This is a genomic window from Paenibacillus sp. FSL H7-0690, from assembly GCF_037980415.1.
Classification (GTDB): domain Bacteria; phylum Bacillota; class Bacilli; order Paenibacillales; family Paenibacillaceae; genus Paenibacillus_AQ; species Paenibacillus_AQ odorifer.
In genome coordinates this window covers 6,611,211-6,633,839 of record NZ_CP150281.1, presented here as the reverse complement: position 1 = coordinate 6,633,839, position 22,629 = coordinate 6,611,211, and the positions used below count along the sequence as shown (strand labels likewise).

19 protein-coding genes are annotated in these 22,629 nt (G+C 48.3%); 14 read left to right on the top strand and 5 right to left on the bottom strand.

The features are described from left to right. Positions 1-119: 119 nt before the first annotated feature. Together MHI32_RS29190 and MHI32_RS29185 are read right to left on the bottom strand one after the other, a co-directional pair. Entirely contained in the window at positions 120-971 is an 852-nt protein-coding gene (locus MHI32_RS29190; protein ID WP_340011566.1) for a 1,4-dihydroxy-6-naphthoate synthase, read from the bottom strand. Next, complete coding sequence (locus MHI32_RS29185) at positions 971-1,666, bottom strand: futalosine hydrolase (RefSeq protein ID WP_081383981.1); 696 nt, start codon at positions 1,664-1,666, stop codon at positions 971-973. Before MHI32_RS29185 ends, MHI32_RS29190 begins: the two co-directional genes overlap by 1 nt. Positions 1,667-1,947: 281 nt before the next feature. Here MHI32_RS29185 and MHI32_RS29180 point away from each other — a divergent pair, with 281 nt between their 5' ends. From MHI32_RS29180 to mprF, 8 genes are all read left to right on the top strand, one after another. Continuing rightward, the gene (locus MHI32_RS29180; protein WP_076124049.1) at positions 1,948-2,418 is read left to right on the top strand and encodes a MarR family transcriptional regulator; all 471 of its coding nucleotides are present in this window, start codon (positions 1,948-1,950) and stop codon (positions 2,416-2,418) included. Between the two features lie 196 nt (positions 2,419-2,614). Then, positions 2,615-3,463, top strand: coding sequence for a neutral zinc metallopeptidase (locus MHI32_RS29175; RefSeq protein WP_340011564.1), 849 nt, complete (start codon positions 2,615-2,617; stop codon positions 3,461-3,463). A gap of 114 nt (positions 3,464-3,577) precedes the next feature. Beyond that, entirely contained in the window at positions 3,578-3,979 is a 402-nt protein-coding gene (locus tag MHI32_RS29170) for a DoxX family protein (RefSeq protein WP_036682076.1), read from the top strand. Positions 3,980-3,996: 17 nt separating this feature from the next. Continuing rightward, positions 3,997-4,947, top strand: coding sequence for a ring-cleaving dioxygenase (locus MHI32_RS29165; RefSeq protein ID WP_340011562.1), 951 nt, complete (start codon positions 3,997-3,999; stop codon positions 4,945-4,947). Then, entirely contained in the window at positions 4,944-5,564 is a 621-nt protein-coding gene (locus tag MHI32_RS29160; protein ID WP_076124044.1) for an alpha/beta hydrolase, read from the top strand. Before MHI32_RS29165 ends, MHI32_RS29160 begins: the two co-directional genes overlap by 4 nt. Before the next feature lie 163 nt (positions 5,565-5,727). After that, a complete protein-coding gene (locus MHI32_RS29155; RefSeq protein WP_076124357.1) occupies positions 5,728-6,951 on the top strand; it encodes a multidrug effflux MFS transporter in 1,224 nt (407 codons plus the stop codon). A 115-nt stretch (positions 6,952-7,066) separates the two neighbouring features. Then, positions 7,067-7,417: a FlxA-like family protein gene (locus tag MHI32_RS29150; RefSeq protein ID WP_340011560.1), complete on the top strand. Its 351-nt coding sequence runs from the start codon at positions 7,067-7,069 to the stop codon at positions 7,415-7,417. 367 nt (positions 7,418-7,784) lie between these two features. Continuing rightward, positions 7,785-10,451: a bifunctional lysylphosphatidylglycerol flippase/synthetase MprF gene (gene mprF, locus MHI32_RS29145; protein WP_339188851.1), complete on the top strand. Its 2,667-nt coding sequence runs from the start codon at positions 7,785-7,787 to the stop codon at positions 10,449-10,451. A gap of 48 nt (positions 10,452-10,499) precedes the next feature. On the opposite strand, the gene MHI32_RS29140 is transcribed toward mprF, so the two are convergent. Further along, positions 10,500-11,972, bottom strand: coding sequence for an alpha-amylase (locus tag MHI32_RS29140; protein ID WP_076282153.1), 1,473 nt, complete (start codon positions 11,970-11,972; stop codon positions 10,500-10,502). Between the two features lie 141 nt (positions 11,973-12,113). Next, positions 12,114-13,706 carry a histidine kinase N-terminal 7TM domain-containing protein gene (locus MHI32_RS29135; protein ID WP_339188848.1) on the bottom strand — a complete coding sequence of 531 codons (1,593 nt, stop codon included), beginning with the start codon at positions 13,704-13,706 and terminating at the stop codon, positions 12,114-12,116. Positions 13,707-13,986: 280 nt separating this feature from the next. On the opposite strand from MHI32_RS29135, the gene MHI32_RS29130 reads away from it, so the two are divergent. The 6 genes from MHI32_RS29130 (at position 13,987) to MHI32_RS29105 (ending at position 20,696) form a co-directional block, all read left to right on the top strand. After that, entirely contained in the window at positions 13,987-14,769 is a 783-nt protein-coding gene (locus tag MHI32_RS29130; RefSeq protein WP_036682061.1) for an ABC transporter ATP-binding protein, read from the top strand. Positions 14,770-14,771: 2 nt separating this feature from the next. Continuing rightward, positions 14,772-15,584 (top strand): ABC transporter permease, encoded by an 813-nt coding sequence (locus tag MHI32_RS29125; protein WP_339188845.1) that lies wholly within the window; start codon positions 14,772-14,774, stop codon positions 15,582-15,584. Next, on the top strand, positions 15,584-16,501 hold the full coding sequence (locus MHI32_RS29120) for an ABC transporter permease (protein WP_081391780.1): 918 nt from the start codon (positions 15,584-15,586) through the stop codon (positions 16,499-16,501). Before MHI32_RS29125 ends, MHI32_RS29120 begins: the two co-directional genes overlap by 1 nt. A 136-nt stretch (positions 16,502-16,637) precedes the next feature. Continuing rightward, positions 16,638-17,738 (top strand): ABC transporter substrate-binding protein, encoded by a 1,101-nt coding sequence (locus tag MHI32_RS29115; RefSeq protein WP_076124036.1) that lies wholly within the window; start codon positions 16,638-16,640, stop codon positions 17,736-17,738. A gap of 104 nt (positions 17,739-17,842) precedes the next feature. Next, the gene (locus tag MHI32_RS29110) at positions 17,843-19,306 is read left to right on the top strand and encodes a CoA-acylating methylmalonate-semialdehyde dehydrogenase (protein ID WP_339170353.1); all 1,464 of its coding nucleotides are present in this window, start codon (positions 17,843-17,845) and stop codon (positions 19,304-19,306) included. 31 nt (positions 19,307-19,337) lie between these two features. Continuing rightward, positions 19,338-20,696, top strand: coding sequence for an aspartate aminotransferase family protein (locus MHI32_RS29105; protein ID WP_339188834.1), 1,359 nt, complete (start codon positions 19,338-19,340; stop codon positions 20,694-20,696). On the opposite strand, the gene MHI32_RS29100 is transcribed toward MHI32_RS29105, so the two are convergent. After that, a complete protein-coding gene (locus MHI32_RS29100) occupies positions 20,671-22,359 on the bottom strand; it encodes a PucR family transcriptional regulator (protein ID WP_076124031.1) in 1,689 nt (562 codons plus the stop codon). The genes MHI32_RS29105 and MHI32_RS29100 overlap by 26 nt on opposite strands. Positions 22,360-22,629 lie beyond the last annotated feature (270 nt).

The window sequence follows — 22,629 nt, the reverse complement described above, 5'->3', positions numbered from 1 at the left end:
TATAATCACTGATTCGATAAGCCAAATAATGTCTGGCTGGAAGGCTACGTAGAATAAATAAAATCCCCGGAGAACACCTTATAGGTGTGGCCGGGGATTGTTAAACTATCTGGTAAATGCTAACGAAGCAGTGCTGGATCGATTGCAGGCACAAGTCCTTCTGCCGCAGCACGATTAAGCAGGGCAGAGATTGCGGCATAGCCGTCCTCACCCAGATTCATCGAGAAGTCATTCACGTAGAGATCGATGTGGGATTTAGCCACTTCAGGAGCCAACTCTTGAGCATGGCTAAGCACATAGTCTCTGGAATCCGTTGGATGATCCCACGCATACTGAAGAGAGCTGCGAATCCAGCTGGTGATAGCATCGGCATCTAAATCACGGCGGGCAATGATAGCACCGAGAGGAATGGGCAGTCCGGTATCGCTTTCCCACCAGCTGCCTAGATCAGTCAGCATATTAAGACCATAAGAGGCGTAAGTGAAGCGGGCTTCGTGAATTACCAGCCCTGCATCGATATGGCCATCCCGTACGGCAGGCATAATCTCATCGAAAGGCATTACGACTATTTCGCCGATGCCTCCAGTTACATTTTGTGCTGCCCATAATCGGAAAAGCAAATAAGCCGTAGAGCGTTCGCTAGGTACAGCAATCCGGCGTCCGGCCAGCTTTTCTGGGCGTTTGACCGCATGGGGTCCACTTGCTGTAAGCAGCAGCGGGCCGCAGCCGCGTCCTAAAGCGCCGCCGCATGGCAGCAGTTTGTACCGCTCTAGAACCCAAGGCAGAGCAGCGTAGGAGATTTTGAGGACTTCTGGTCCTTCTCCGTCAGCAGCCAGCGTATTGGTAATATCAATGTCGGCATAGGTTACATTTAGCTTAGGTGCATTCGGGACAAGCCCGTGCGCCCAGGCATGAAATACAAAGGTATCGTTAGGGCAAGGGGAAAAAGCGATATTAAGCTCAGTTGTCATTACAGCACCTCCAGTAATATAGCGGCTGCCGCCGTTAATGCTTCCATTGCATCACCGATCTTCCAAGCGGCCCGGTCGCGGGGACCGACCGGGTTCGAGATGGCGCGGAGCTCCAGTACCGGGAGCCCCAGCGCCTGAGCGGCCACGGCAACTCCGTGGCCTTCCATCGCTTCCGCGACGGCATGGGGATGCCGCGCGAGATGGGCGGCGGCCGTCTCCGCGGTGCCGGTCGCCGTCGAGACCGTAAGCACGGTGCCCGTGCTTACGGGTAACCCGGCCGCAGCCAGCGCGGCCGAAACCGCTTGCACCGTGCCGCGGTCAGCCGGCACGGACACGCTGCCGAAGCCGAGCTCGGCAGCGCTGCGGAAGCCCTCCGGCGTCTCGGCCCCGAGGTCGGCGGCAATCATCTCGCTGGCTACAACCAGCGAGCCTAAAGGCGCCAGCCCCGGGAATCCGCCGCCGATCCCGACGCTCAATACGCAGCCGTAAGAACCGGCTGCGAGTGCCGCGGCGGTTCCCGCCGCCGCCGCTGCCGGCCCTGCGCCGGCAGCGATAACATGGAACCTGTCGCTGCCTTGCAGGCCGCGCAGGACCGCGTCACGCTCCGCGTCTACGGCTGTCACGATCAGCACGCGTCGTGCTCCAGCCTGCCCCTCCATAGCTTCTTCGGTAGGGGTTGGATTGAACGAACTCATCAGGTCGCCTCCTTTAGGGTATTGAAATCGCTTACTAAAGAGTCATTCGTAAAGACAAGAATACGCCCTTTTATAGGTCAGGTCAAACTTGGGGTGATTTTTATCACTCCCTGTAAAGTGTCAAAGGAAAACTTACCGGTCTCTAGACGGAAGTGACTTTTTTAGCGATGAGGTTGACAAGGAGGATGGGAAGTCGTATAGTTATCTTAAATTAAAGATACTTAACGTAAAGACAAATAAATGGATTGAATACAAGTTTGATTGAAGTGGAGGTGGAATTGATGAGTGATAAACAAATAAATCTGCGTAATACAGAGAGTGCACCTGACGAAGAACAAGCCGCCTCACTGAAATTGTTCGTAGTCTTATCTAAGGCTTATAAAAGCCTAATGGATCATGCGGTGAAGGATATGAAGAGTTATGGCTTGGCTTCGGCTGAATTCATGGTGCTTGAGGTACTTTACCATAGAACGCGGATTCCGCTGCAACAGATTGGGGAGAAAATTCTCGTTACGAGCGGAAGCATTACCTATAATATCGACAAGTTGGAGAAAAAGGGACTGCTGAAACGTGTACCCTGTAGCGAGGATCGCCGCGTTACTTATGCGGAGATTACGGATGCAGGCCGTGAACTGTTTGATGAGATTTTCCCTCGTCATGTAGCCTCAATTCATGATTTGATGGGTGGATTAGATAAGGAAGAGAAAGTCCAGGCTATCGAATTAATGAAAAAGCTTGGCAAAGGTGTATAGGCGCTGCGAACATGACGAATAACTAGGCGCTTCTATAAGGTTGGAAGTAGTTCGGCTCCATCCTCATTCTCCCAACTCCAGTAAGTATAAGTGAAACCCTGCTTTTTTGGGTATATCACTAATAAGATATTTAACTTAACGAAGCCAGGTAGCCATTTACTTAAGATTACCTGATATTTCGACTGGGGGCTTGGCCATGAAATGGCAGGGAAGAAGAGGGAGTTCGAACGTGGAGGACCGCAGAGGCATGAGCGGCGGCGGCAAGATGATTGGTGGCGGGATCGGAGGAATTATCCTTGTCCTGGTCATCACGTTACTCAGTGGAGGCAATGCCGGGGATATCCTGGGAAGTTTGACTTCCACAGGCTCCAGTTCAACGGCCCCTTATGAACAGACCGCAGAGGAGCAAGAGCTTGCGGAGTTTGTATCGGTAGTTCTTGCCGACACAGAGGAGGTTTGGGGTGAGATTTTTCAGCAGCAGGGAATGACCTATACGGACCCCACCTTAGTGCTATACAGTGGGAGTGTAGACTCTGCTTGCGGAACAGCCACCTCGGCAGTTGGTCCCTTCTACTGTCCGGGTGACGCCAAACTGTATATTGATCTGAGCTTTTATGATGAGTTGCAGCAACGCTTCCACGCGCCGGGCGACTTCGCCATGGCTTATGTCATTGCCCATGAGGTTGGACATCATGTACAGACATTACTAGGCACCTCGAAACAGCTCGATTCCCTTCGTCAGACGTTGAGTGAGAAGGAGTACAACAGATATCAGGTTCGTTTTGAGCTGCAGGCTGATTATTTCGCCGGTGTCTGGGCCAATCATGCTAAGGGTATGAATCTGCTGGAGGAAGGCGACTTAGAGGAAGCTCTGGCAGCTGCAAGCGCCGTCGGCGATGATACGATTCAGAAGCAAGCTCAGGGCTATGCAGTGCCGGATAGTTTCACTCACGGTACCTCAGAGCAGAGAAAGCGCTGGTTCTACAAAGGTTTTAACTCGGGTACGATTAAGGGCGGCGATACGTTTAACGCCTCCGAGTTGTAGATAGAAGAGGGAAGAGGAGAGCAGCCCATAGGTTATTCCGGTTCGCCGGGCGCTCTTTTTTACCCAATATCTTAACATTAAGATAATTAAATCAAAGGAATAGGGGAAGGTAAAATGATAAGTGTAGGACTGTTATTAATGAGATTGGTGATTGGGCTTGCTTTTATAGGACATGGCGCACAAAAGCTATTTGGATGGTTCGGAGGATACGGTCCGAAGGGTACGGGAGGCTGGATGGAGTCCATCGGAATCAAACCGGGTGTGACTATGGCGATTTTAGCAGGGATTATGGAACTGGTGGGCGGATTTATGTTCGCGGCAGGACTGTTAACGCCTGTTGCAGCGGTGCTAATCGCTGCCACGATGCTGGGGGCAATCGTTAAGGTTCATGCTCCAAATGGTTTCTGGTCCACTTCGAACGGAATTGAGTTTCCACTCACGGTTTTGGTATTTGCGGTAGGTGTGGCGCTTACGGGACCAGGTTCGATTTCTCTAGATGCATTGTTTTTTAACTAAGAAGGGAGTTTATAATAATGACACTTCAAACTGCAGGAATACATCATATTACAGCTTTTGTCGGAGACGCTCAGCGCAATGTTGATTTCTACGCCGGGATTCTGGGCCTACGGCTCGTGAAAAAAACGATTAATTATGATGCTCCAGAGGTCTATCATTTATACTTTGGGAATGAGCAGGGTTCGCCGGGAACGATTATTACATTTTTCCCTTCGCCTGTAGGGCGTAGAGGCAGAATAGGCAGTGGTCAAGTTGGCGTAACGATCTACGCAGTGCCGGTCGGTGCTCTGCAATTCTGGGAACAACGCCTTGCTGAATACGGAATTTCGGTTACAAAAGGAAGTCGGATCTCGGAACCCTATTTATCTTTTGCCGATTACGACGGTCTGCGGATTGAACTGGTGGAACGTGAGGAAGGCCCGCTCAGTAAGTGGTCCTTTGGTGGGATTCCTACTAAATACGCGATCAAAGGTTTTGGCGGGGCTGTGCTGTATAGCAGCAATCCGTTGCAAACAGCCGAGACACTTGTTCATACGCTGGGTATGGAACATATTGCTGACGGAGATGGATATACTCGCTATAGAACCAATGGGGAGCTAGGTAATATTATTGATTTGAAGACATCACCCGTTCCGCTCGGAGCGGGAGGTGCAGGGACAGTTCATCACATCGCGTGGCGGGCAAAGGATGATGCAGAGCAACTGGAATGGTCGCGCCATGTACAGAGTCATGGGCATAGACCTACACCCGTTCAAGACCGTCAGTATTTTAATGCGATCTATTTCCGTGAAAGAGGAGGAATCCTGTTCGAAATCGCTACAGATCCTCCAGGTTTTGCCCGTGATGAAGCCCCAGATGCGTTGGGTGAAAAGTTGATGCTGCCGTCCTGGTTTGAGCCGCATCGCGCGGCCATCGAAGAAAACTTAACGCCTATTCAAGTAAGAGAAATTGAGGTGAAGCAGGGATGATTCATGTATTCCGTAAAGGTAAAGATATAACTAAACCTACATTAGTGTTGTTTCATGGCACAGGTGGTAATGAGCAGGATTTGCTGCCGCTGGCTGAGATGTTATCCCCAGATTCATCGGTGCTAGGTATACGGGGTAATGTGCTGGAGAATGGCATGCCACGATTCTTCCGTCGGCTGGCAGAAGGAGTGTTCGATGAAGCGGACTTAGTTTTCCGTACCCATGAGATTAAGCAGTTTCTGGATGAGGCGGCAGAGAAATACGGGTTTGATGCCAATAATCTGGTAGCGGTTGGTTACTCTAACGGTGCAAACATTGCTGGTAGCCTTCTGTTTCATTATAAGGACATTTTCCGCGCGGCAGTGCTGTTGCATCCGATGGTGCCATTACGCAATGTGGAGCTTCCTTCTCTAGAAGGGGTGTCTATCTTTATTGGGGCAGGTACGAATGATCCGCTAATAACATCTACGGAAACTCAGGAGCTAGAGGGGATTCTGCAGAAAGCAGGCGCTGAGGTTACAACCCATTGGGGCAATCAAGGTCACCGCTTGAGTATGGCGGAAGCCGAAGCCGCCAAAGATTGGCTACAGGGGTTTAGCACATCTCAAAATGCATAAAACAATTAGGATAACCGCCTTTTGGCGGTTATTTTTAAGTTATTAGCCCCGAATGAGGCCTTATAAAAGGATTGATCATTTGAGTTCCTTTACGTTAGTATGAAGAATACAAAAAAGGCCCCCGGGTTGCTTTAGAAAGGTTGACGTAAGGATCATGATTGGAATGCAAAATGCTAATAAACTTGCTGTAGATGGACCCTCAAGGAAGCAGAGATTGCAACTTGCTGTTATTCTGGGCTCCATTACAACCATTGGGCCGTTGTCGATTGACATGTATTTGCCAGCACTGCCTACACTTGTCGACGATTTCGGTACGACAGCTGCTTTGGTGCAGCTAAGTCTCACCTTCTTTTTATTGGGACTGGCCTCGGGTCAGTTAGTAGCTGGACCACTGAGTGATGTATATGGACGTCGCCGTCCACTGCTTATAGGGATGTTCATCTATGCCGTTTCCTCAGTGCTATGTGCTTTTAGTCCTTCGATTGGACTTTTAATTGTTTTGCGGTTTATTCAAGGTCTTGCTGGTTCAGTGGGTGTAGTTGTCTCTAGGGCGGCTGTGCGTGATCTGTACAGTGGCTCTGAACTAACGAAATTTTTCTCTTTATTGATGATTGTTAATGGTCTGGGTCCGATTTTGGCTCCAGTCATTGGAGGCCAGCTCTTAAGAGTGACTACATGGCAGGGGATATTCCTCGTATTATTTGCTGCCGGAATTATTTTTTGCTTGACGATTCTCCTGCGCTTGCCTGAGACATTGCCGAAGGAGCGGCGCTCCAAGAGTGGGTTGAAGGGTACTTTGCTTACCTTTAAGGTGTTACTTGGCAACCGCAAGTTTATGGGTTATGCCTTGTCCCAAGGTTTTGTTACAGCGTCTATGTTCGCTTATATCTCTGGGTCATCTTTTGTTTTGCAAAATATTTTTGCGGTTACTCCGCAGGTATATAGCTTGATCTTTGCTGTGAACGGGATTGGGATTATTATTACAGGTCAAATTGCCGGCAGACTTGCTGGTAAGGTGAGTGAGACGAAGCTACTGCTTAGCGGGTTGCTGCTCTGTACAATGGGGGGCGTCTTGCTGCTGCTTACGATCCTGATAGGGGGAGGGCTGATCCCTATTCTAATCTGTCTGTTCGCTGTTGTCTCCAGTGTGGGGATTGTCGGCGCAACCAGCTTCTCACTTGCAATGCAGGACCAAGGAGAAGCCGCAGGCAGCGCTTCGGCTTTGATAGGGCTGATCCCGTTGCTGCTTGGTAGCTGTGTAGCACCGCTTGTGGGTCTTGGAGGCGTAGATTCAGCCCTTCCAATGGCGATTGTGATTGCCTGTACGGGTGTTCTCTCTATTCTGTCTTATCTTCTGTTGGTCAAACGGTGGAATTCCAATTATTGACAGGTTATCCTTATAACCTTGAAAGAGAGCAATACTTTCAGCAAACTTTCAGCGGGTTTTAACGTTCCTTATCTGCAAAAGGATTATATTGGAGGTAAGGAAGGGAGGGATGATTATGAGTATATCCGCAGTCTCAGGTTCTACATCGTATACTACCTCGACGTCTAGTACTACAGATACCAGCGCGCTCGAGAAACAAAAAGCGAAGCTGGAAGCCGAATTGGACAAGATTGATGCCAGCTCGGATGACGCGATGACCAAAGAAACGAAAACGAAACAAATTGAGCAGCAGATCAAGCAAATCGAGGCACAAATTTCCCAGAAGTCGCAGAGCAGTGCTTCCGCTGCAAGCAGTAGTGCAGAAGCACCTGCCAAACCTGCAAACAACGCGCTTGCTGCGGCAAGCCCGCAAGAAATCGCTACCGCAACAACGAATAGCCAAGGCAGATTTGATATTCGTGTATAAACCATACTAAGTCGTGTTACATAACAAAAAGGGCATCCTTTGCCGTGAGGGATGTCCTTTTTGTTATGTATTTTTAAGTTTAGACTACAATTTAAATGTTCTTTTATCACATTGTTGGCCAATACTAGAAAGATACCCCTAAAATAAAGTTCCGTCATATTGATCTGTCCAGCTTCGTAATATATTAACTATGCTTATCCTCATTTCCCAAAAAATCTTTAACTGTTGCAGGGGTTAGGGATTTGCTGGCAGTCTAATAGAGTAGGTGTTGATTATCACGGGTCTTCTATTCCAAGAATTGCTATAATGGACTAGTTGTAAAAATTGTCTAGCACAACGTGTGTCAGCGGTAAAGGCAGGTGGGCTCATGCATTCAAAGCAACAGACATTAGAAAGATTCAAAATTGTAAGACTGATCTTATCTATCTATCGGATCCGGGCGGTCAGAGCTCTTTTTCCAGTGGCTATCATAGCGTTCGTATACTGGGAGGGGCAACATGAGCTGAAGCAGGTTCATTTAGGACTTATAATGCGTGAACTAAGGCGAGTACCTACGTCTGCTATTTTGCAAATGATTGGTTTTGCACTTCTTTCCGTAGCTGTGATGAGTGCTTATGATTATTTGATTCGGGCCCATTTTCGTTTAAAAGTAGGGCTGTGGAGTACCTTTCGGTATGCATGGATTGCTAATACATTTAATAACTTGATTGGGTTTGCAGGTCTGGCTGGAGTTGGTTTAAGGACGCTGCTGTATAAAAAAAGCGGAGTGCCGACCTCCGTACTAACACCCGCCATTGTATTTCTATCGCCGCTTATGATTACCGGGTTATCACTACTTTCATGGGCGAATATCTTTGGTTTACTTCCGGCAACGGCTTTGCTGGAAGAACATCGCTGGCTGGTATTTGCAGTATGGGGTATGGCGCTTTATTTGCCGGTTTTTGTGTTTGTGCAGCGCTCATCGCTTTATGCGAAATGGATTAACCGGGGAAAAGGCAGAACACCATGGCTTACAGTCGTTAACTCCGTCGGTGCTTCCTTTCTGGAATGGAGCTTTGCTGGCGTGACGTTTTGGACCATCAGCAGCCATCTCTTGGATGAGGTCCATTTTATAGCTATCTTTGGTATATTTACGATTGCTGCTATTGCCGGAATCTTGAGTATGGCACCCGGCGGTATCGGTGCATTTGACCTTATCGCCTTGCTCGGGCTGACACAGCTTGGCTACCAGACCGATAAGGCGATGGCGGTGCTTGTCATCTTTCGATTGTTTTATTATGTCATTCCTTGGTTGATTGGATTGGTGCTGGCTGCACTGGAAATTGGTCTGCAAGGAAAAAAGGATCAAGATCGTTCAGTTCCAGGGTTCGAACCCTCTCTTAACAAATGGCAGAAGATCTGGGGCTGGCCGGGTCAGTATACCTTTCTGAGCGATCTTGGGATGTGGGCTCTTGGCAAGCTGGTACTAGCTAGCGGGCTTATTCTCTTACTATCTGCAGCAGTACCCGGATTGCTGTATAGGTTGAAGATTACGGAGGAAATATTGCCGTTTCCCGTAATGCAGCTTTCTCATCATCTGTCTGTCCTTATTGGTTTTATGCTGATTTTATTGTCGCGGGGCATTACATTGCGGGTCCATAGTGCATATGTATGGACTAGCATACTTCTGTTTATTGGATCATTGTTTGCAGTCACTAAGGGTTTTGATTATGAAGAGGCGCTTTTGCTACTTATAGTAGCGCTTATTCTTTGGATATCCAGATCGCGGTTTTATCGGATTAGTGCGCCAATCAGCAGACAGAGCGCGATCCGGTGGTTTGCCCTCACTTCAGTAATTGCACTAAGCTACTATCTGATGGGCTGTTATGTACATCGTGGATTTCTGAAGCATCTGCCTCCGGGTGTACAGCCTGAATGGTTGCAGCGATATAGTCATGTTGCATTTACGGCAGTGGGAGGATTGGTCTTGTCTTGGGTACTGCTCATAATGTGGGTAAACCTCAGGCCCCATCATAAGGAGAACGAGCTGTTCGGGACCTTGGATGTAGCTAAGCTGAAACATTTTCTAGATGGAGTTCGAGGCAATACCTTAACTCATACGTTGTTTTTGGGTGATAAGGGCTTCTTCTGGGCTCAGAACGATAAAGTGCTGCTCGCTTTCGCCAGAGTTAGGGATAAACTCGTTGTGCTGGGTGATCCGCTGGGAGAGAGCAGCTTAATAAGTGAAGCCATCAGTGAATTTAGACAAGCTGCAGATCAGTATGGTCTGGTTGTAGTTTTCTATCAAGCTTCACCTGCTTTTTTATCGGTCTATCAGGAGCAGGGCTATCGCTTTTTTAAGCTGGGTGAAGAGGCAGTGATAAGCCTTGATAACTTTGCACTCAGTGATCTGAAGAATGGTGATCTGCAAAGGGTAAGCGATCGTTTTGAACGGGAAGGCATGATTGTTGAAATTACAGAAGCGCCGCATGCTGATAGTTTGCTGAGAGATCTGCGAACGATTTCGGACGAGTGGTTGAATGGCCGAGCGGAAAAGGGTTATTCGTTAGGGTGGTTTAAGGTCGAGTATCTGCAACGGGCTCCCATTGTGGTGCTGCGGAACACCAAAGGTACAATACTGGCATTTGCTTCTATTGCCCCAGGGTATGATCAAGGATTGACCCTGTCCGTAGATTTGTTGCGCCAGCGGAAGAATGTGCCAAACGGGACGGTAGATTATTTATTGGTTTGTATGCTGGAATGGGCGAAGTCCAAGGGGTATCGGCGATTTAATCTAGGCAACACTCCTCTATCATCCAGTGGGGGTCAGGACCCCGGAGCTCTGAAGGAGGAGAAGCTGGCTCATCAAGTGTTTAATAGAGGTGGGCATGGGCATGGTTACGGTTTTGCCAGATTGCGTCGTTACAAGGAAAAGTTCAATCCAGAGTGGGAGCCGCGTTACTTAGCTTATCCAGCGTCCCTAACATTACCCGTCTTAACGCTGGATCTGGTGAGGCTTGTATCCCGCCATCCGGAGCATAAAACGAATAACTAAAAAAAGGTGCCCAACGCCAAACGGCGTTGGGCACCTTTTTAATCAGGTTTACTTCTTGTCAGCTTCTGCATCTGGCAAAGCCCAGACGGAGACGCTGCCGCCATTGACCGGGAAGGTCGCCCAACCATCTTTTTCAATGGTTATGGTGGCTTTATGGTTATGGGTGAAATCCACCCATGCTTCACCGGCGCGATGTTCTCCTACGAACATTCTCTTCTGGCCATTCTCACCATTACTGATCACAACCGCACAACCGGAGTTTTCAATATCCTCCACGCCGAGCCGTGTCCAGCCAATCGTGTTAGGATGATCGAAATAATCCTTCTGTTCACCATAAGCTTTGTGATAGCGGGTATACAGCAGAGGGTCAATCGCATCTTTTTTACCTGCTACAGGTGTTGGTCCTTCGATCCCATAATAATCCCCGTAAAAGACCACAGGATATCCATCCCGTCGCAGCAGGATAAGCGCGTAAGCACTTTGCTTGAACCAATCATCTACCCAGGATTCCAGGGCTTCGTGAGGCTGAGAATCATGATTGTCAACGAAGGTTACAGCATTGGTGGGATGGGTCTGCACCAGTGTGTCATCAAGAATTTTGGTCAGATCATAGTTTCTGCCCTCCAAAGAAGCTGAATGCAGCTTGTAGTGAAGGGATACATCGAAGAGGTCAATTTTATAATCGACGGTATTCAGAAATTGTCGACAGGACTCTAAGTCGGAATTCCAGAATTCACCGACGATATAGAAATCCTTCTCGCATTTATTAAACATCTCTACCGCGAATTCTTTAACAAACTCATGGTTGATATGTTTGATGGCGTCCAAGCGGAAGCCGCTGCAGTGGAGGGTATCCACCAGCCATTTTCCCCATTGGATCATTTCTTTTTTGACTTCCGGATGGCTGTAATCAATATTAGCGAACATTAGATAATCATAGTTTCCGAACTCGTCGTCAACATTCTGATTCCACGCTTTATTCTCGCCTACTATACGGAATACGCCGGTTCGCTCTTCTTTGGCGTCAAAGTCAGTGCCGTTAAAATGATTGTGATTCCACTTAAAGGCAGAGTGTTCATTCCCGCGGCCAGGGAAGGTGAATTTTGTCCAGCCCTCAATCTCGAAAGGTTTCGAAATTTCTTTCATCCGATCATTGGGGTCGACCTCGATGACTTGGAATACTTCCTTTTCATCCGCGCCAGCCTTATGATTCATCACCAAATCAACGTAAACGGCGATGCCATTCTTTTGACATTCCGAAATTGCGTTGATCAGTGCTTGTTTGGTGCCATATTTGGTGCGTACCGTACCTTTTTGGTCATATTCGCCCAGATCGTATAGATCATACACGCCATAGCCTGTATCGTCAGCGGAGACGGCCTTTGTCACAGGAGGTACCCAAACAGAATCAATGCCTACGGCTTTTAGCGCGGGTGCAGTTTCTTTTAAGCGATCCCAGTGTTTCCCGTCCGCAGCAACATGCCATTCAAAAAACTGCATCATTGTATGGTTCCTCATTATTTCTTACGCCTCCATATCCCATCAAGCAAATTTTACTCTCAACACTCTGATTAGTTTTTCAGATAACTCTTATTAAACTTAAAAACAGACTATGAAAAATAAGGCCAGTTGTTGAATGCGCAGGAAGGGACATGATTGTCATTAAACAGGCTTGAAAAGAATGATTTCTGACCTTTGGGAGAGATGCACAGCGTTGCGTCCATTCCGTTTGGAGCTATACAGAGCATGGTCGGCTTCAGATAGCAGTTCTTCTAGAGTGGCCTCTGGATTTAGGGCCTCCACAACTCCAAAGCTTGCGGTCACATTAATGGGCCCGATGACGGTATATAAGGTGCTTTGTTCAATATCCGCGCGGATAGTTTCGCAGATCAATGCTGCTTGCTTCAGTGACGTCTCTGGCAGACAGATCACAAATTCCTCACCACCATAACGGCCAAAGAGATCTCCCTCCCGCAGATGTCTGCTGCACACCTGGACAATATGCTGTAGAGCTTGATCTCCATATTGATGCCCATAGCGGTCATTAATGCTCTTGAAGAAGTCCACATCCAGCAAAATCATAGATAATGAGCTTCGCAGGCTGGCAGCCCGGGCAAGCAATGCTTGACTCAGCTCCAAAAAATAGGAGCGGTTATAGATACCCGTTAGGCTGTCCATCGTAGCCAATTGACGCAGCTTCTCCTGAAGCAGTATTCGTTCAGTCACGTCAATCAGCATGATCATCTGTCCTGCTATGTGCCCCTCTTGTTTCTGTACCGGAGAGGAGCGGATTTGATAATAGCAGATCTCCTCTGCTTTGTTCCAAGCCACTTCCCGTTCTTCGCGCAACAGTGGCTCGGCATCCATCACATAGGACAAGGCATCTTTGCCTGCGTTAAGAAACAATTGTGCTAGCGGTTTGCCAATCGATGAGGAGTTGAGCCCCTCTATCATATTCGCGGCTGCACGATTGTAATCGACGAGCATGTCCGAGCGGTCGGTGACAAGCACTCCCTCCCGCATGCTCTCGAACAGATTCTCACGAGCAATAGGTGCAGCCGTTAACATGCCCCGGGATAAAATAGCCCAAATATATAGGGAGGAGGTTAGGCTCATAATGATCGGGACGGGATCCATTCCGTAAGGAGTCAAGCCTATCAGATACAAAAAAGCGCCGAGGGTTGGAAGGCTTAACCCGATTATTATTGTGATGATCTGCCTGCGGTATACCCTTTTCATCCGGTTCCACTGCCATATCATGAGGCAAATGGCTGCCAGCAGACAGCCGAAAGTAAAGCTGCCGTGAACGATATACCAAGGTCCCATCACAACATCAACGAGTGGGGTGGGCGTATTTTCCCGTAAATAAATGGATTTATAGAAGAGATGATGGTAATCATTGGTCCAGACCAGCAGCGTTGTAATGAATGGAATGATAAATAACGCCGCCCGTATGCCTTTTTTAAACAGCGTCTCCAGCCCAACGAAATGGATCACCATGATTAGACTAGCCGGCGCAATAAAGGGCATCCCCAGATATTCTAACTTAATCCAGAAGCTGATTTCCTCCAGAGTTTTCCCCGATAATTCTAATGCGAAACCGAAGGTGTAAATAGCAGAGGTAAAGGAGCTTATAACAAAAGCCCTGATTCCTAAGAAATCAGTTTTTTTATAATAGGCGAAAAGGGCTAGTAAGACACTCAGCACACCTGATATAGCAACAATTACAATATAATTCGAGATTATAGATCCCATGGGTCTATTGTCACCTACCGAGGAAAGATATGGATAAATATTACCACATATTCGCGGATATAAAAAAATACTTCGGGTTTGTGGTCAAAAAAATGTCTCCTAGACAAAATGACGCAATTTAACAGGAGCTATTTTACTAATTGTCTAGTGAGAGTCCAGTGAGCAGCGTGTAACATGTTAGTTAATACTACATGCAATAGAAGTTTTCTTTATTTTATCTGAATAGCGTCAGTTTATATAACATTATAAACATGGCTTATTTTGAAAAGGGGGGCTGAGGATGTCATCACTAGCGACAAATATTCCTGAGATTCAGCTGGAGAATGTTGAAATGCGTTATCGGACAGAAGCTGCGGAAGTGCTTGCCCTGCATCAGGTGAGTCTTGATATTGCAAAAGGGGAGTTCGTCTCCCTGCTCGGACCTTCCGGATGTGGCAAAACGACGCTGCTTAGACTGATGGCCGATCTCATAGCACCAACAGGCGGGAACATTGTGGTAGCTGGGAAAAGTGCCAGAGAAGCCAGGCTGGCGCAAAAATATGGCATTGTTTTTCAAAGTCCAGTGTTATACGACTGGCGGAAAGTGAAGCATAACATCACATTGCCACTGGAGCTGATGGGGGTAAAGAAGTCAATCCGTGAGGAAAAGGCGATGGAGCTTCTTGATCTGGTGGGGCTGCAGAGCTTTGCGGATAAATATCCGTGGCAGCTCAGCGGCGGGATGCAGCAGCGTGTAGCGATTGCTAGAGCACTATCGATGGAGCCGGAAATTCTGCTCATGGATGAGCCGTTCTCTGCACTGGATGAATTTACGCGTGAGCGATTGAATGAAGAGTTATTGTCTGTCTGGAGTAAAGTGCAGAACACAATTGTTTTTGTAACTCATAGTATTCCTGAATCTATATTCCTCTCTGACCGGGTGTTTGTTCTTTCCCCGCATCCAGGTCGCTTGTCCGCTGTGGTCGAAATTCCTCTGCCACGTCCGCGAACGGCGGAAATGAGAAATAGCCCAGAGTTTTTCGAACTGATCGCACGTATTCGCGACAGCTTCGAAGGGGTGTAGTGATGAAAGGGGGCAGTATCTTTGTGCGAGGTCGTCTGCTGCCGTTGTTCGTCTGGAATATTGGCCTGCTGCTAGTCTGGGAAGGGACTTCCTGGATGCTGCTCCATGTGGTGGAGACGCCGTTAGCACAGTCCAAGCTGCCATATGTTCATGAGGTGTTAGCTACCTTATGGCAGTATGGAGGCACGCTCTTGAAGGAAGGGGCTGCGACCTTCGGTAATGCTGGTGTTGGCTTCCTGATTGGAGCGGTAGCTGGTGCCTCATTGGCGGTGCTGATGAGTTTGTCGAAGACAATAGAGCAATTAACTTTTCCTTATGCTATTGCCTCGCAGATGATTCCGATTCTGGGGTTGGCACCCATCATCTACGGGATTGTGCGCGATGAGCAGACCTCGCGGATTATTATTTCGGGGTATATCACCTTTTTCCCCGTGGCTCTGAACATGCTGCGCGGCTTGCGGAGTGTAGATCCATCAGCGCTCGAATTGATGCATTCTTACGCGGCGAAACCTTGGGCGGTCTATTGGAAACTCAGATTCCCGGCGGCTTTGCCGGGTTTGTTCGGTGGGCTTAAGATAGCTGCCCCACTTGCTGTGACTGGAGCTATTCTGGTGGAGCTTATGGGTGCCCAGCATGGCATTGGTGTAATTATGCTGCGCAATCTCTATTATGGAAGCTCTCACACCTATATGTTCTGGTCTACGGTGATTGTGGGTGCCTTGCTGGGAATCGTAAGCTACTGGTTAATCAGTCTGATAGAACGCCTGGTAACGCCTTGGCAGCCTGAATATCGTCCGAAAGGAGGCAGCCGCTAATGGAAACTAACTCCGTTCGGGAGACCACGTTTATAGGCTCTACTGGTAAAGAAATGGCTCAGCCGGCGCTAACGGCTACACCAAAGAATGCTGTAGCCGTTCCGAAACCTGCGGAAGCTACGGCGAGTCGCGGCGGCTCACGAATGCTGAAGAGGATATTTAGCGCAGGGGTACTGCTGCCTGTACTGGCAGGTCTGTTATTTCTTGCACTATGGGAATTTCAATTTTTTCATAAGATCTTTGATCTGAAAAAATATCAACTCCCGCTGCCTACAGCCATCGCCGAAACCATGCGAGATAATTTCAGCTTGTTGCTGTCCTATACCGGATACACTCTTGCTGAAGCTGTGCTGGGAATGTTGGCTGGTTCTGCTATCGGCTTCCTGATCGCTTTAGTCGCGACAGCTTGGCCGCGCTGGGGGAGTGGAAGCTTGACGCTGGTTGCCGCCCTAAATGCTGTGCCTATCGTCGCCCTCGCGCCCATCATGAATCTGTGGTTTGGAGATGGGATAGGCTCACGAATTGCCATAGTAACAGCAACTACAATGGCAGCGATGGCGATCAACGCCTATAAAGGTATGGCGGCGATTGATCCATTGGCGCTGGATCTGATGCATTCTTATGCGGCGGGTAAACCGGCGGTATTCCGTTATCTGCGGATTCAGAGCAGTCTGCCCTATGTATTTACAGCACTGAAGATTAATGCTACTGCCAGTATGATTGGTGCCATTGTTGGGGAATTCTTTTTCTCCTCAAAAGGGCTTGGATATCTGCTCTCCAATTCCATTAAAGTTGCCAAAATGCCACTGGGTTGGTCCTGTATTGTGTTGGCTGCAATTGCAGGCGTGCTCTTCTATTTAGTGGTTGAGCGGCTGGAGAAAGTATTCATTAAGTGGCATCCTTCGCAGCGTACTTAATATTACCCTCATTACATCCGGCCATAGTGGGAATGGAAAAGAGAAACCGCCCACGGCTGTATGCATAAACGCACCACGATGATTGTCCATACTGTGCTTGTTACAAACTTAAATTACGATAGGGGGAGTTCGATTGATGAACGGGAAAAAACGCAAATTTCGTGGTGGTTTGTTGGCAATCGTGATGATGTTGAGTGTTTCTTTAATGGCGGGTTGCGGTGGCAACAATAATAACTCGGCAGCTGAAGCTACGACTGCCCCTGAAGCTTCAGCAGCTCCTGACGCAAGTGCTGCTACTGAACCGGCTGCTGATCCAGTTACAGTGAAGCTACAGCTGAAATGGGTGCCGCAGGCACAATTCGCTGGGTATTTTGTGGCGCAGGATAAAGGATATTACAAGGAAGAAGGCTTGGATGTAGAAATTCTGCCGGGTGGGCCTGATATCGTTCCGGAACAGCAAGTGGCAGGTGGCTCCGCAGATATCGGTGTGGGTTGGGTAGCCAGCTTGCTGCCGAGTCTTGAAGAGGGAATGCCGCTGGTGCAGATCGCGCAAATCTATCAAAAGAGCGGGTTGGTCCTGGTCTCCAAAAAAACTGCTGGCATTAACTCAGCCGCTGATCTTAAGGGTAAAAAAGTCGGCAACTGGATGGGTGGCAACGAATTTGAACTATTAGCGTTATTCGATAAATATAAGTTCGATCCGAATAAGGACCTAAGCTTTACGAAGCAAGGGTTCACGATGGATCAGTTCTTGGGCGATCAGATCGATGCGGCCTCAGCGATGACTTATAACGAGTACCAAGTGGTTTTGGAGTCAGGTATTAAGGCTGAGGATCTGAACGTCATCGACATGAATACAGAAGGCGTTGCGATGCTTGAGGATAACTTGTTCGCGAATAAGGAATGGCTTGCGGAGAATAAAGAGACTGCAGCAAAGTTTGTACGTGCCTCCCTGAAGGGCTGGAAAGATGCAATTGCTGATCCTGCAACTGCCGTGGACAGTGTGATGAAGCAAGCGGAAGACGGCAGTACGACGAAGGAACATCAGCTGACAATGATGACTGAGGTTGCCAAGCTGATTCTGCCTGAAGGCTTTGACAGTGCCAAGATGGGATATACCGATGCGGCGGCGTTCCAGCAAACCGCTGATATTTCGCTTAAATTTGGTGTCATTAAAGAACCGGTTAAGGTAGATGAGGCTTATACGAACGAAATCGTAGAAATGGCGGCAAAATAACTAACTGAGCTTAATGTTATAGTGGATGGCCGCCTGATCTGGCGGTCATCTATTATAATCAGCAGTCCATCAGTGCATCTGAAACAGAGAAAGGGGTGCGAGCTATGTCTCTCCTAGTAACGCAGGCTGAAAGAGTTAAGAATTATGTGAATGGAGCTTGGGTAGAATCGTCGTCCGGGCGAGATGAAGAGGTTTATAATCCGGCGACAGGTGAAGTGATTGCTTATGTGCCCATTTCTAGTAAGGAAGAGCTGGGTGCGGCGGTAGAAGCGGCTGCGGCGGCATTTCAAGCGTGGAAAAGGGTCGCTGTGCCGCGTCGTGCCCGCTATTTTTTTCAATATCAACAGCTGCTGGTAAAGCATTGGCATGAGCTGGCCGAGCTGATTACGCTGGAGAATGGCAAAAGTCTGGAAGAGGCGCAAGGTGAGGTGCAGCGTGGAATTGAGTGTGTGGAATTTGCCGCAGGCATCCCCACGTTGATGATGGGCAGTCAGCTTCCGGACATTGCTACCGGTATTGAATCCGGGATGTACCGTTATCCATTGGGGGTGATCGGGGGAATTGCCCCGTTTAATTTTCCAATGATGGTTCCTTGTTGGATGTTTCCGCTTGCCATCGCTTGTGGAAATACCTTTGTGCTGAAGCCTTCTGAACGGACGCCGCTGCTGGTTAATCGATTGGCAGAGTTATTTGCCGAAGCGGGCTTTCCTCCAGGTGTACTGAATGTGATACATGGGGCGCACGAGGTTGTGAATGGGATGCTGGAGCATGATGAAGTGAAGGCGATTTCGTTCGTCGGTTCGCAGCCGGTTGCGGAATATGTATATAAGACAGGGACAGCGCAGGGAAAACGGGTGCAGGCGCTAGCTGGAGCCAAGAATCACTCGATTGTGCTGCCTGATGCGGAGCTGGACAATGCGGTCAAAAATATCATTGCGGCTTCCTTTGGCTCGGCAGGTGAGCGGTGTATGGCTTGCTCGGTCGTAGTGGTTCATGAGGATATCGCTGACGAGCTAGTGAACCGTCTGGCTGCGGCTGCGGATGAGCTTAAAATTGGTAATGGCGCGGATGATGGGGTGTTTTTGGGTCCGGTAATTCGTCAGTCGAATAAGGAGCGGACTCTTTATTACATTGAGACTGGTGAAGCTGAGGCAGCCAAGCTTGTGAGAGATGGGCGGAAGGATGCGGCTACGGGGGGTGCGGGTTATTTTATCGGGCCGACGATATTTGATCATGTACAGCCGGGAATGACCCTCTGGAAGGATGAAATTTTTGCGCCGGTATTGTCTGTGATTCGTGTGAAAAGTCTGAGTGAAGCGATTGCGGTAACGAATCAGTCCCCATTCGCGAATGGGGCGTGCATTTATACAGATAGCGCAAAGGCGATCCGTGAATTTCGGGAAGAAATTGATGCAGGGATGTTGGGTGTGAATCTGGGTGTGCCTGCCCCCATGGCATTTTTCCCCTTCTCGGGTTATAAGAAATCGTTCTATGGAGACCTGCATGCCAATGGCCGTGATGGGGTGGAGTTCTATACGCGTAAAAAGATGATCACTGCCCGTTATTAGAGAAAATGAGCTGCTGAGAGGAGAAAATGTTATGCAGATTCTGGGGAACGATAGTGAGCTTGCGGTGAAGAAGGATCAGGAATATTTATGGCACAACATTACACCTTATAGTGAAAAGAACCCGCCTATGATTGCCGCCTCGGCAAGTGGGTCGTGGATTACAGATATACAGGGCAATCGATTTTTGGACGGGATGTCTGGCCTGTGGTGTGTAAATGTGGGATACGGGCGCAAGGAGCTGGCGGAAGCTGCTTACAATCAATTGCTGACCCTGCCATATTTTCCTCTGACACAAAGTCATCTCCCGGCGATTGCGCTGGCGGAGAAGCTGAATGAGTGGCTCGGAGACGATTATGTGATCTTTTTTTCCAATAGTGGATCGGAAGCCAATGAGGCTGCTTTCAAAATGGCCCGCCAGTACCAGCAGCAAATCGGCCAGCATTATCGCCATAAATTCATTGCCCGTTATCGTGGGTACCATGGCAGTTCACTTGGGGCATTATCTGCAACGGGCCAGGCCCAGCGCAAATATAAATATGAACCGTTGGCGGGTGGTTTTCTGCATGTAGCTCCCCCGGACAGCTATCGCCGCCCGGCTGGGATGACTGTGGAAGAATTCAATCTCCAGTGTGCACAGTCCATAGAGGATATGATCATCTGGGAAGGCGTGGAGACGGTAGCTGCGGTGATTATGGAGCCTGTAATTACGGGTGGTGGCGTCATTGTACCGCATCAGGTTTATTTGGATCGGGTGCAGGAAATCTGCCGTAAGCACGGTGTGTTGCTCATTATGGATGAGGTGATTTGTGGATTCGGACGTTCTGGACGTAAGTTTGGTCATCACAACTTTAATGTGAAGCCTGACATCGTAACGATGGCTAAGGGACTGACTAGCGCTTATCTTCCTCTATCTGCCACTGCTGTTCGTAAGGATATCTATGAGGTATTTAAGGACAATAGCGATGACTATGGGCATTTTCGCCATGTGAATACTTTTGGTGGTAACCCTGCTTCCTGTGCGCTGGCGCTGCGTAATCTGGAGATTATCGAGCAGGAGAAGCTGGTGGAACGTGCGGATCTTTTAGGTAAAAGAATAAATACAGAATTTACTGAGCTGCTTGATCACAAGCTTGTAGGTGATGTCCGCAGCTTTGGTTTGGTGACAGGGATTGAGCTGGTTGAAGACAAGGTCAGTAAGAAACCGGTTGATCTGAATATTGTGAAGGGGATTATTGCCGAATGTAAGTCCAAGGGGCTTATCATCGGTAAAAATGGCGATACCGTAGCTGGGTTCAACAACGTGCTTACCTTCGCCCCGCCGTTATCCTCCACGGATGAAGATATAGAATTTATTATCGATACCTTTAAATCTGTGCTGAACGGGGGCTAGGTAAAGTGATTTTGTCTGGATATAGAAATTGGTAAGCGCGCAGGGCGACTTGAATGGAGATCCGATTCTCTGGCTGCATGAAGTCTTCACCCAGTAGCTCTGTTATTTTGTCCAGGCGATAATAAAGGGACTGTCTGACAATGAATAAGTTTCGAGCGGCAATTTGTTTGGAACCATCATGATCCAGATAAACACGAAGGGTAAGCAGCAGCTCGCTGCCTTTGGTTTGGTCATGGTCGATTAGCGGGCCGAGATAACTGCGAATGAAGTTCTGCAACGTTTTTCCGTCGTTTAAGCTCAACAGCAGCTGGAATACACCCAGCTCTTCATAGAAGAGTAGTGACTTCTGGTAACAGGAGTATAACGACAATGCCTGTAGGGCTTCCTGATAACCGGAATAGGCTCGTTTTAGGCGCTTATGCGATTTGCTGACTCCAATGACGAGCTGCAAATCCTTGAGCTTCTCATCGGAGCGGATGTTCTGCAGGGCTTCAAGTGCTTGTTGAAGTCGCATTTTTCCAGGCATTTTCGATTGGATGTCAAGGGCGATGACGGTGAGGCGATTGTTCTTAAGGGTGATCAGTGGACGTAAAGAATATTTCTCAAAGATGGAACGCAGGATGAGCGAAAGGTGGAAGGTGATGGACTCCCATTCGTTCTCTGAGCTGTTCCATTTTACATCTCTGGGGTTCTTGATCTCTATAAGGCATACACGGTAAGGGAGCTCGTTGACTACGTTGAAATTAGAGCCGATCAGGCCCTTTAAGCGGTTATCATCTTCGATGCGGCCATTGATCAGCTCGTCGACCCATAGATTTTCTGAAAAAAGCTTACGCTCCTCCATATACCGCGTCCGCAGCAGCTCTTGTGCAATGGACAAAGAGGCGGAATCCAGCAGCAGACAGTCGAACTCCTGTGGTTTGTGATTGCATACCATCAGAATGTAAGCCCAGGTCTGATCCAGCGCACCTACAGGCTTGAGCGCGATGGTCTTCTGTCCATATTCCCGGATATAGGGGGCGGCGTCAGGTTGAATTCCTTCCAGCTCGTCGCCGAAGGCGGTGAAAAAATTCAGCAATGGAGCCTGCTCTTCCGGCGGAAGTGCCGGAAAAAATAAGGGTTTGCCTTGCAGCTGCATATAGACAATTTGTGTGCGGGTACTTTTGCACAATAATTGCAGCACTTTCAGCGTTCCTTGTGAAGTTAAGGTCAGGCGGTGGAATTCACGTGAGATTTTTTCAAGTTCTTGGAGCATCCGGTGATGCCGGTTGATGATAATCGAGTGAAGATCCAACGTGATATCTACGAAACGAACCGTGCGGGTGAAGATGATTAGCGGAAAGTCATGCCTGTCGGCTAAGTCGATCATCTCTTGCGGGATGGTACTGAAATACGTACCTAACTCAATACATAGGCAAGCTGCATTTTTGTCGATCAGGTTCTGCATAAACTCCAAGGAGGAAGGGAGATCGACACTTGCACCAATCCCCGTAGTCAAAATCATTTCTTCGCCATGAATCAGAGTCTCGAAGTTGGCACTTTCCAGCACATGCACCCAGCGAATGGCACGGCTTAGGCCGCTTTTCCCGCCGATCACCTCGGCTTCTGCGAATAGTGGTCTTTTTAAAGCGTCACGAATGGTTAATACAAGCTCCCAGTCCATAGGTACTCCCCCTCGATCTTCTGCGCTCTGGCCTTCGGCTAACGCCTTGTTATTCTCAGCCTATTCTCACACGTAAAAAATACAGTTTTGAAATTAGACAAAGTGTCTAATGCAACGAAAATTCGAAATGACTATAGTTTGATTAACGGATGTCAGTATATATAACCTAATCAGGAAGAACGTTGAGAGATAATTTCTGTTAATGCTTATATTACTACAATAAATTAAAGATGTAAGCAAAATATTCAGACAAAACTTGAAATAATGTTA

Bases quoted from the DNA above. Each gene is read 5' to 3' on its own strand.
- MHI32_RS29100 (WP_076124031.1), bottom strand. From the start codon at position 22,359: ATGGACTGGGAGCTTGTATTAACCATTCGTGACGCTTTAAAAAGACCA.
- mprF (WP_339188851.1), top strand. From the start codon at position 7,785: ATGCATTCAAAGCAACAGACATTAGAAAGATTCAAAATTGTAAGACTG.
- MHI32_RS29180 (WP_076124049.1), top strand. From the start codon at position 1,948: ATGAGTGATAAACAAATAAATCTGCGTAATACAGAGAGTGCACCTGAC.
- MHI32_RS29150 (WP_340011560.1), top strand. From the start codon at position 7,067: ATGAGTATATCCGCAGTCTCAGGTTCTACATCGTATACTACCTCGACG.
- MHI32_RS29185 (WP_081383981.1), bottom strand. From the start codon at position 1,666: ATGAGTTCGTTCAATCCAACCCCTACCGAAGAAGCTATGGAGGGGCAG.
- MHI32_RS29160 (WP_076124044.1), top strand. From the start codon at position 4,944: ATGATTCATGTATTCCGTAAAGGTAAAGATATAACTAAACCTACATTA.
- MHI32_RS29190 (WP_340011566.1), bottom strand. From the start codon at position 971: ATGACAACTGAGCTTAATATCGCTTTTTCCCCTTGCCCTAACGATACC.
- MHI32_RS29135 (WP_339188848.1), bottom strand. From the start codon at position 13,706: ATGGGATCTATAATCTCGAATTATATTGTAATTGTTGCTATATCAGGT.
- MHI32_RS29165 (WP_340011562.1), top strand. From the start codon at position 3,997: ATGACACTTCAAACTGCAGGAATACATCATATTACAGCTTTTGTCGGA.
- MHI32_RS29175 (WP_340011564.1), top strand. From the start codon at position 2,615: ATGAAATGGCAGGGAAGAAGAGGGAGTTCGAACGTGGAGGACCGCAGA.
- MHI32_RS29105 (WP_339188834.1), top strand. From the start codon at position 19,338: ATGCAGATTCTGGGGAACGATAGTGAGCTTGCGGTGAAGAAGGATCAG.
- MHI32_RS29130 (WP_036682061.1), top strand. From the start codon at position 13,987: ATGTCATCACTAGCGACAAATATTCCTGAGATTCAGCTGGAGAATGTT.
- MHI32_RS29115 (WP_076124036.1), top strand. From the start codon at position 16,638: ATGAACGGGAAAAAACGCAAATTTCGTGGTGGTTTGTTGGCAATCGTG.
- MHI32_RS29120 (WP_081391780.1), top strand. From the start codon at position 15,584: ATGGAAACTAACTCCGTTCGGGAGACCACGTTTATAGGCTCTACTGGT.
- MHI32_RS29110 (WP_339170353.1), top strand. From the start codon at position 17,843: ATGTCTCTCCTAGTAACGCAGGCTGAAAGAGTTAAGAATTATGTGAAT.
- MHI32_RS29170 (WP_036682076.1), top strand. From the start codon at position 3,578: ATGATAAGTGTAGGACTGTTATTAATGAGATTGGTGATTGGGCTTGCT.
- MHI32_RS29125 (WP_339188845.1), top strand. From the start codon at position 14,772: ATGAAAGGGGGCAGTATCTTTGTGCGAGGTCGTCTGCTGCCGTTGTTC.
- MHI32_RS29155 (WP_076124357.1), top strand. From the start codon at position 5,728: ATGCAAAATGCTAATAAACTTGCTGTAGATGGACCCTCAAGGAAGCAG.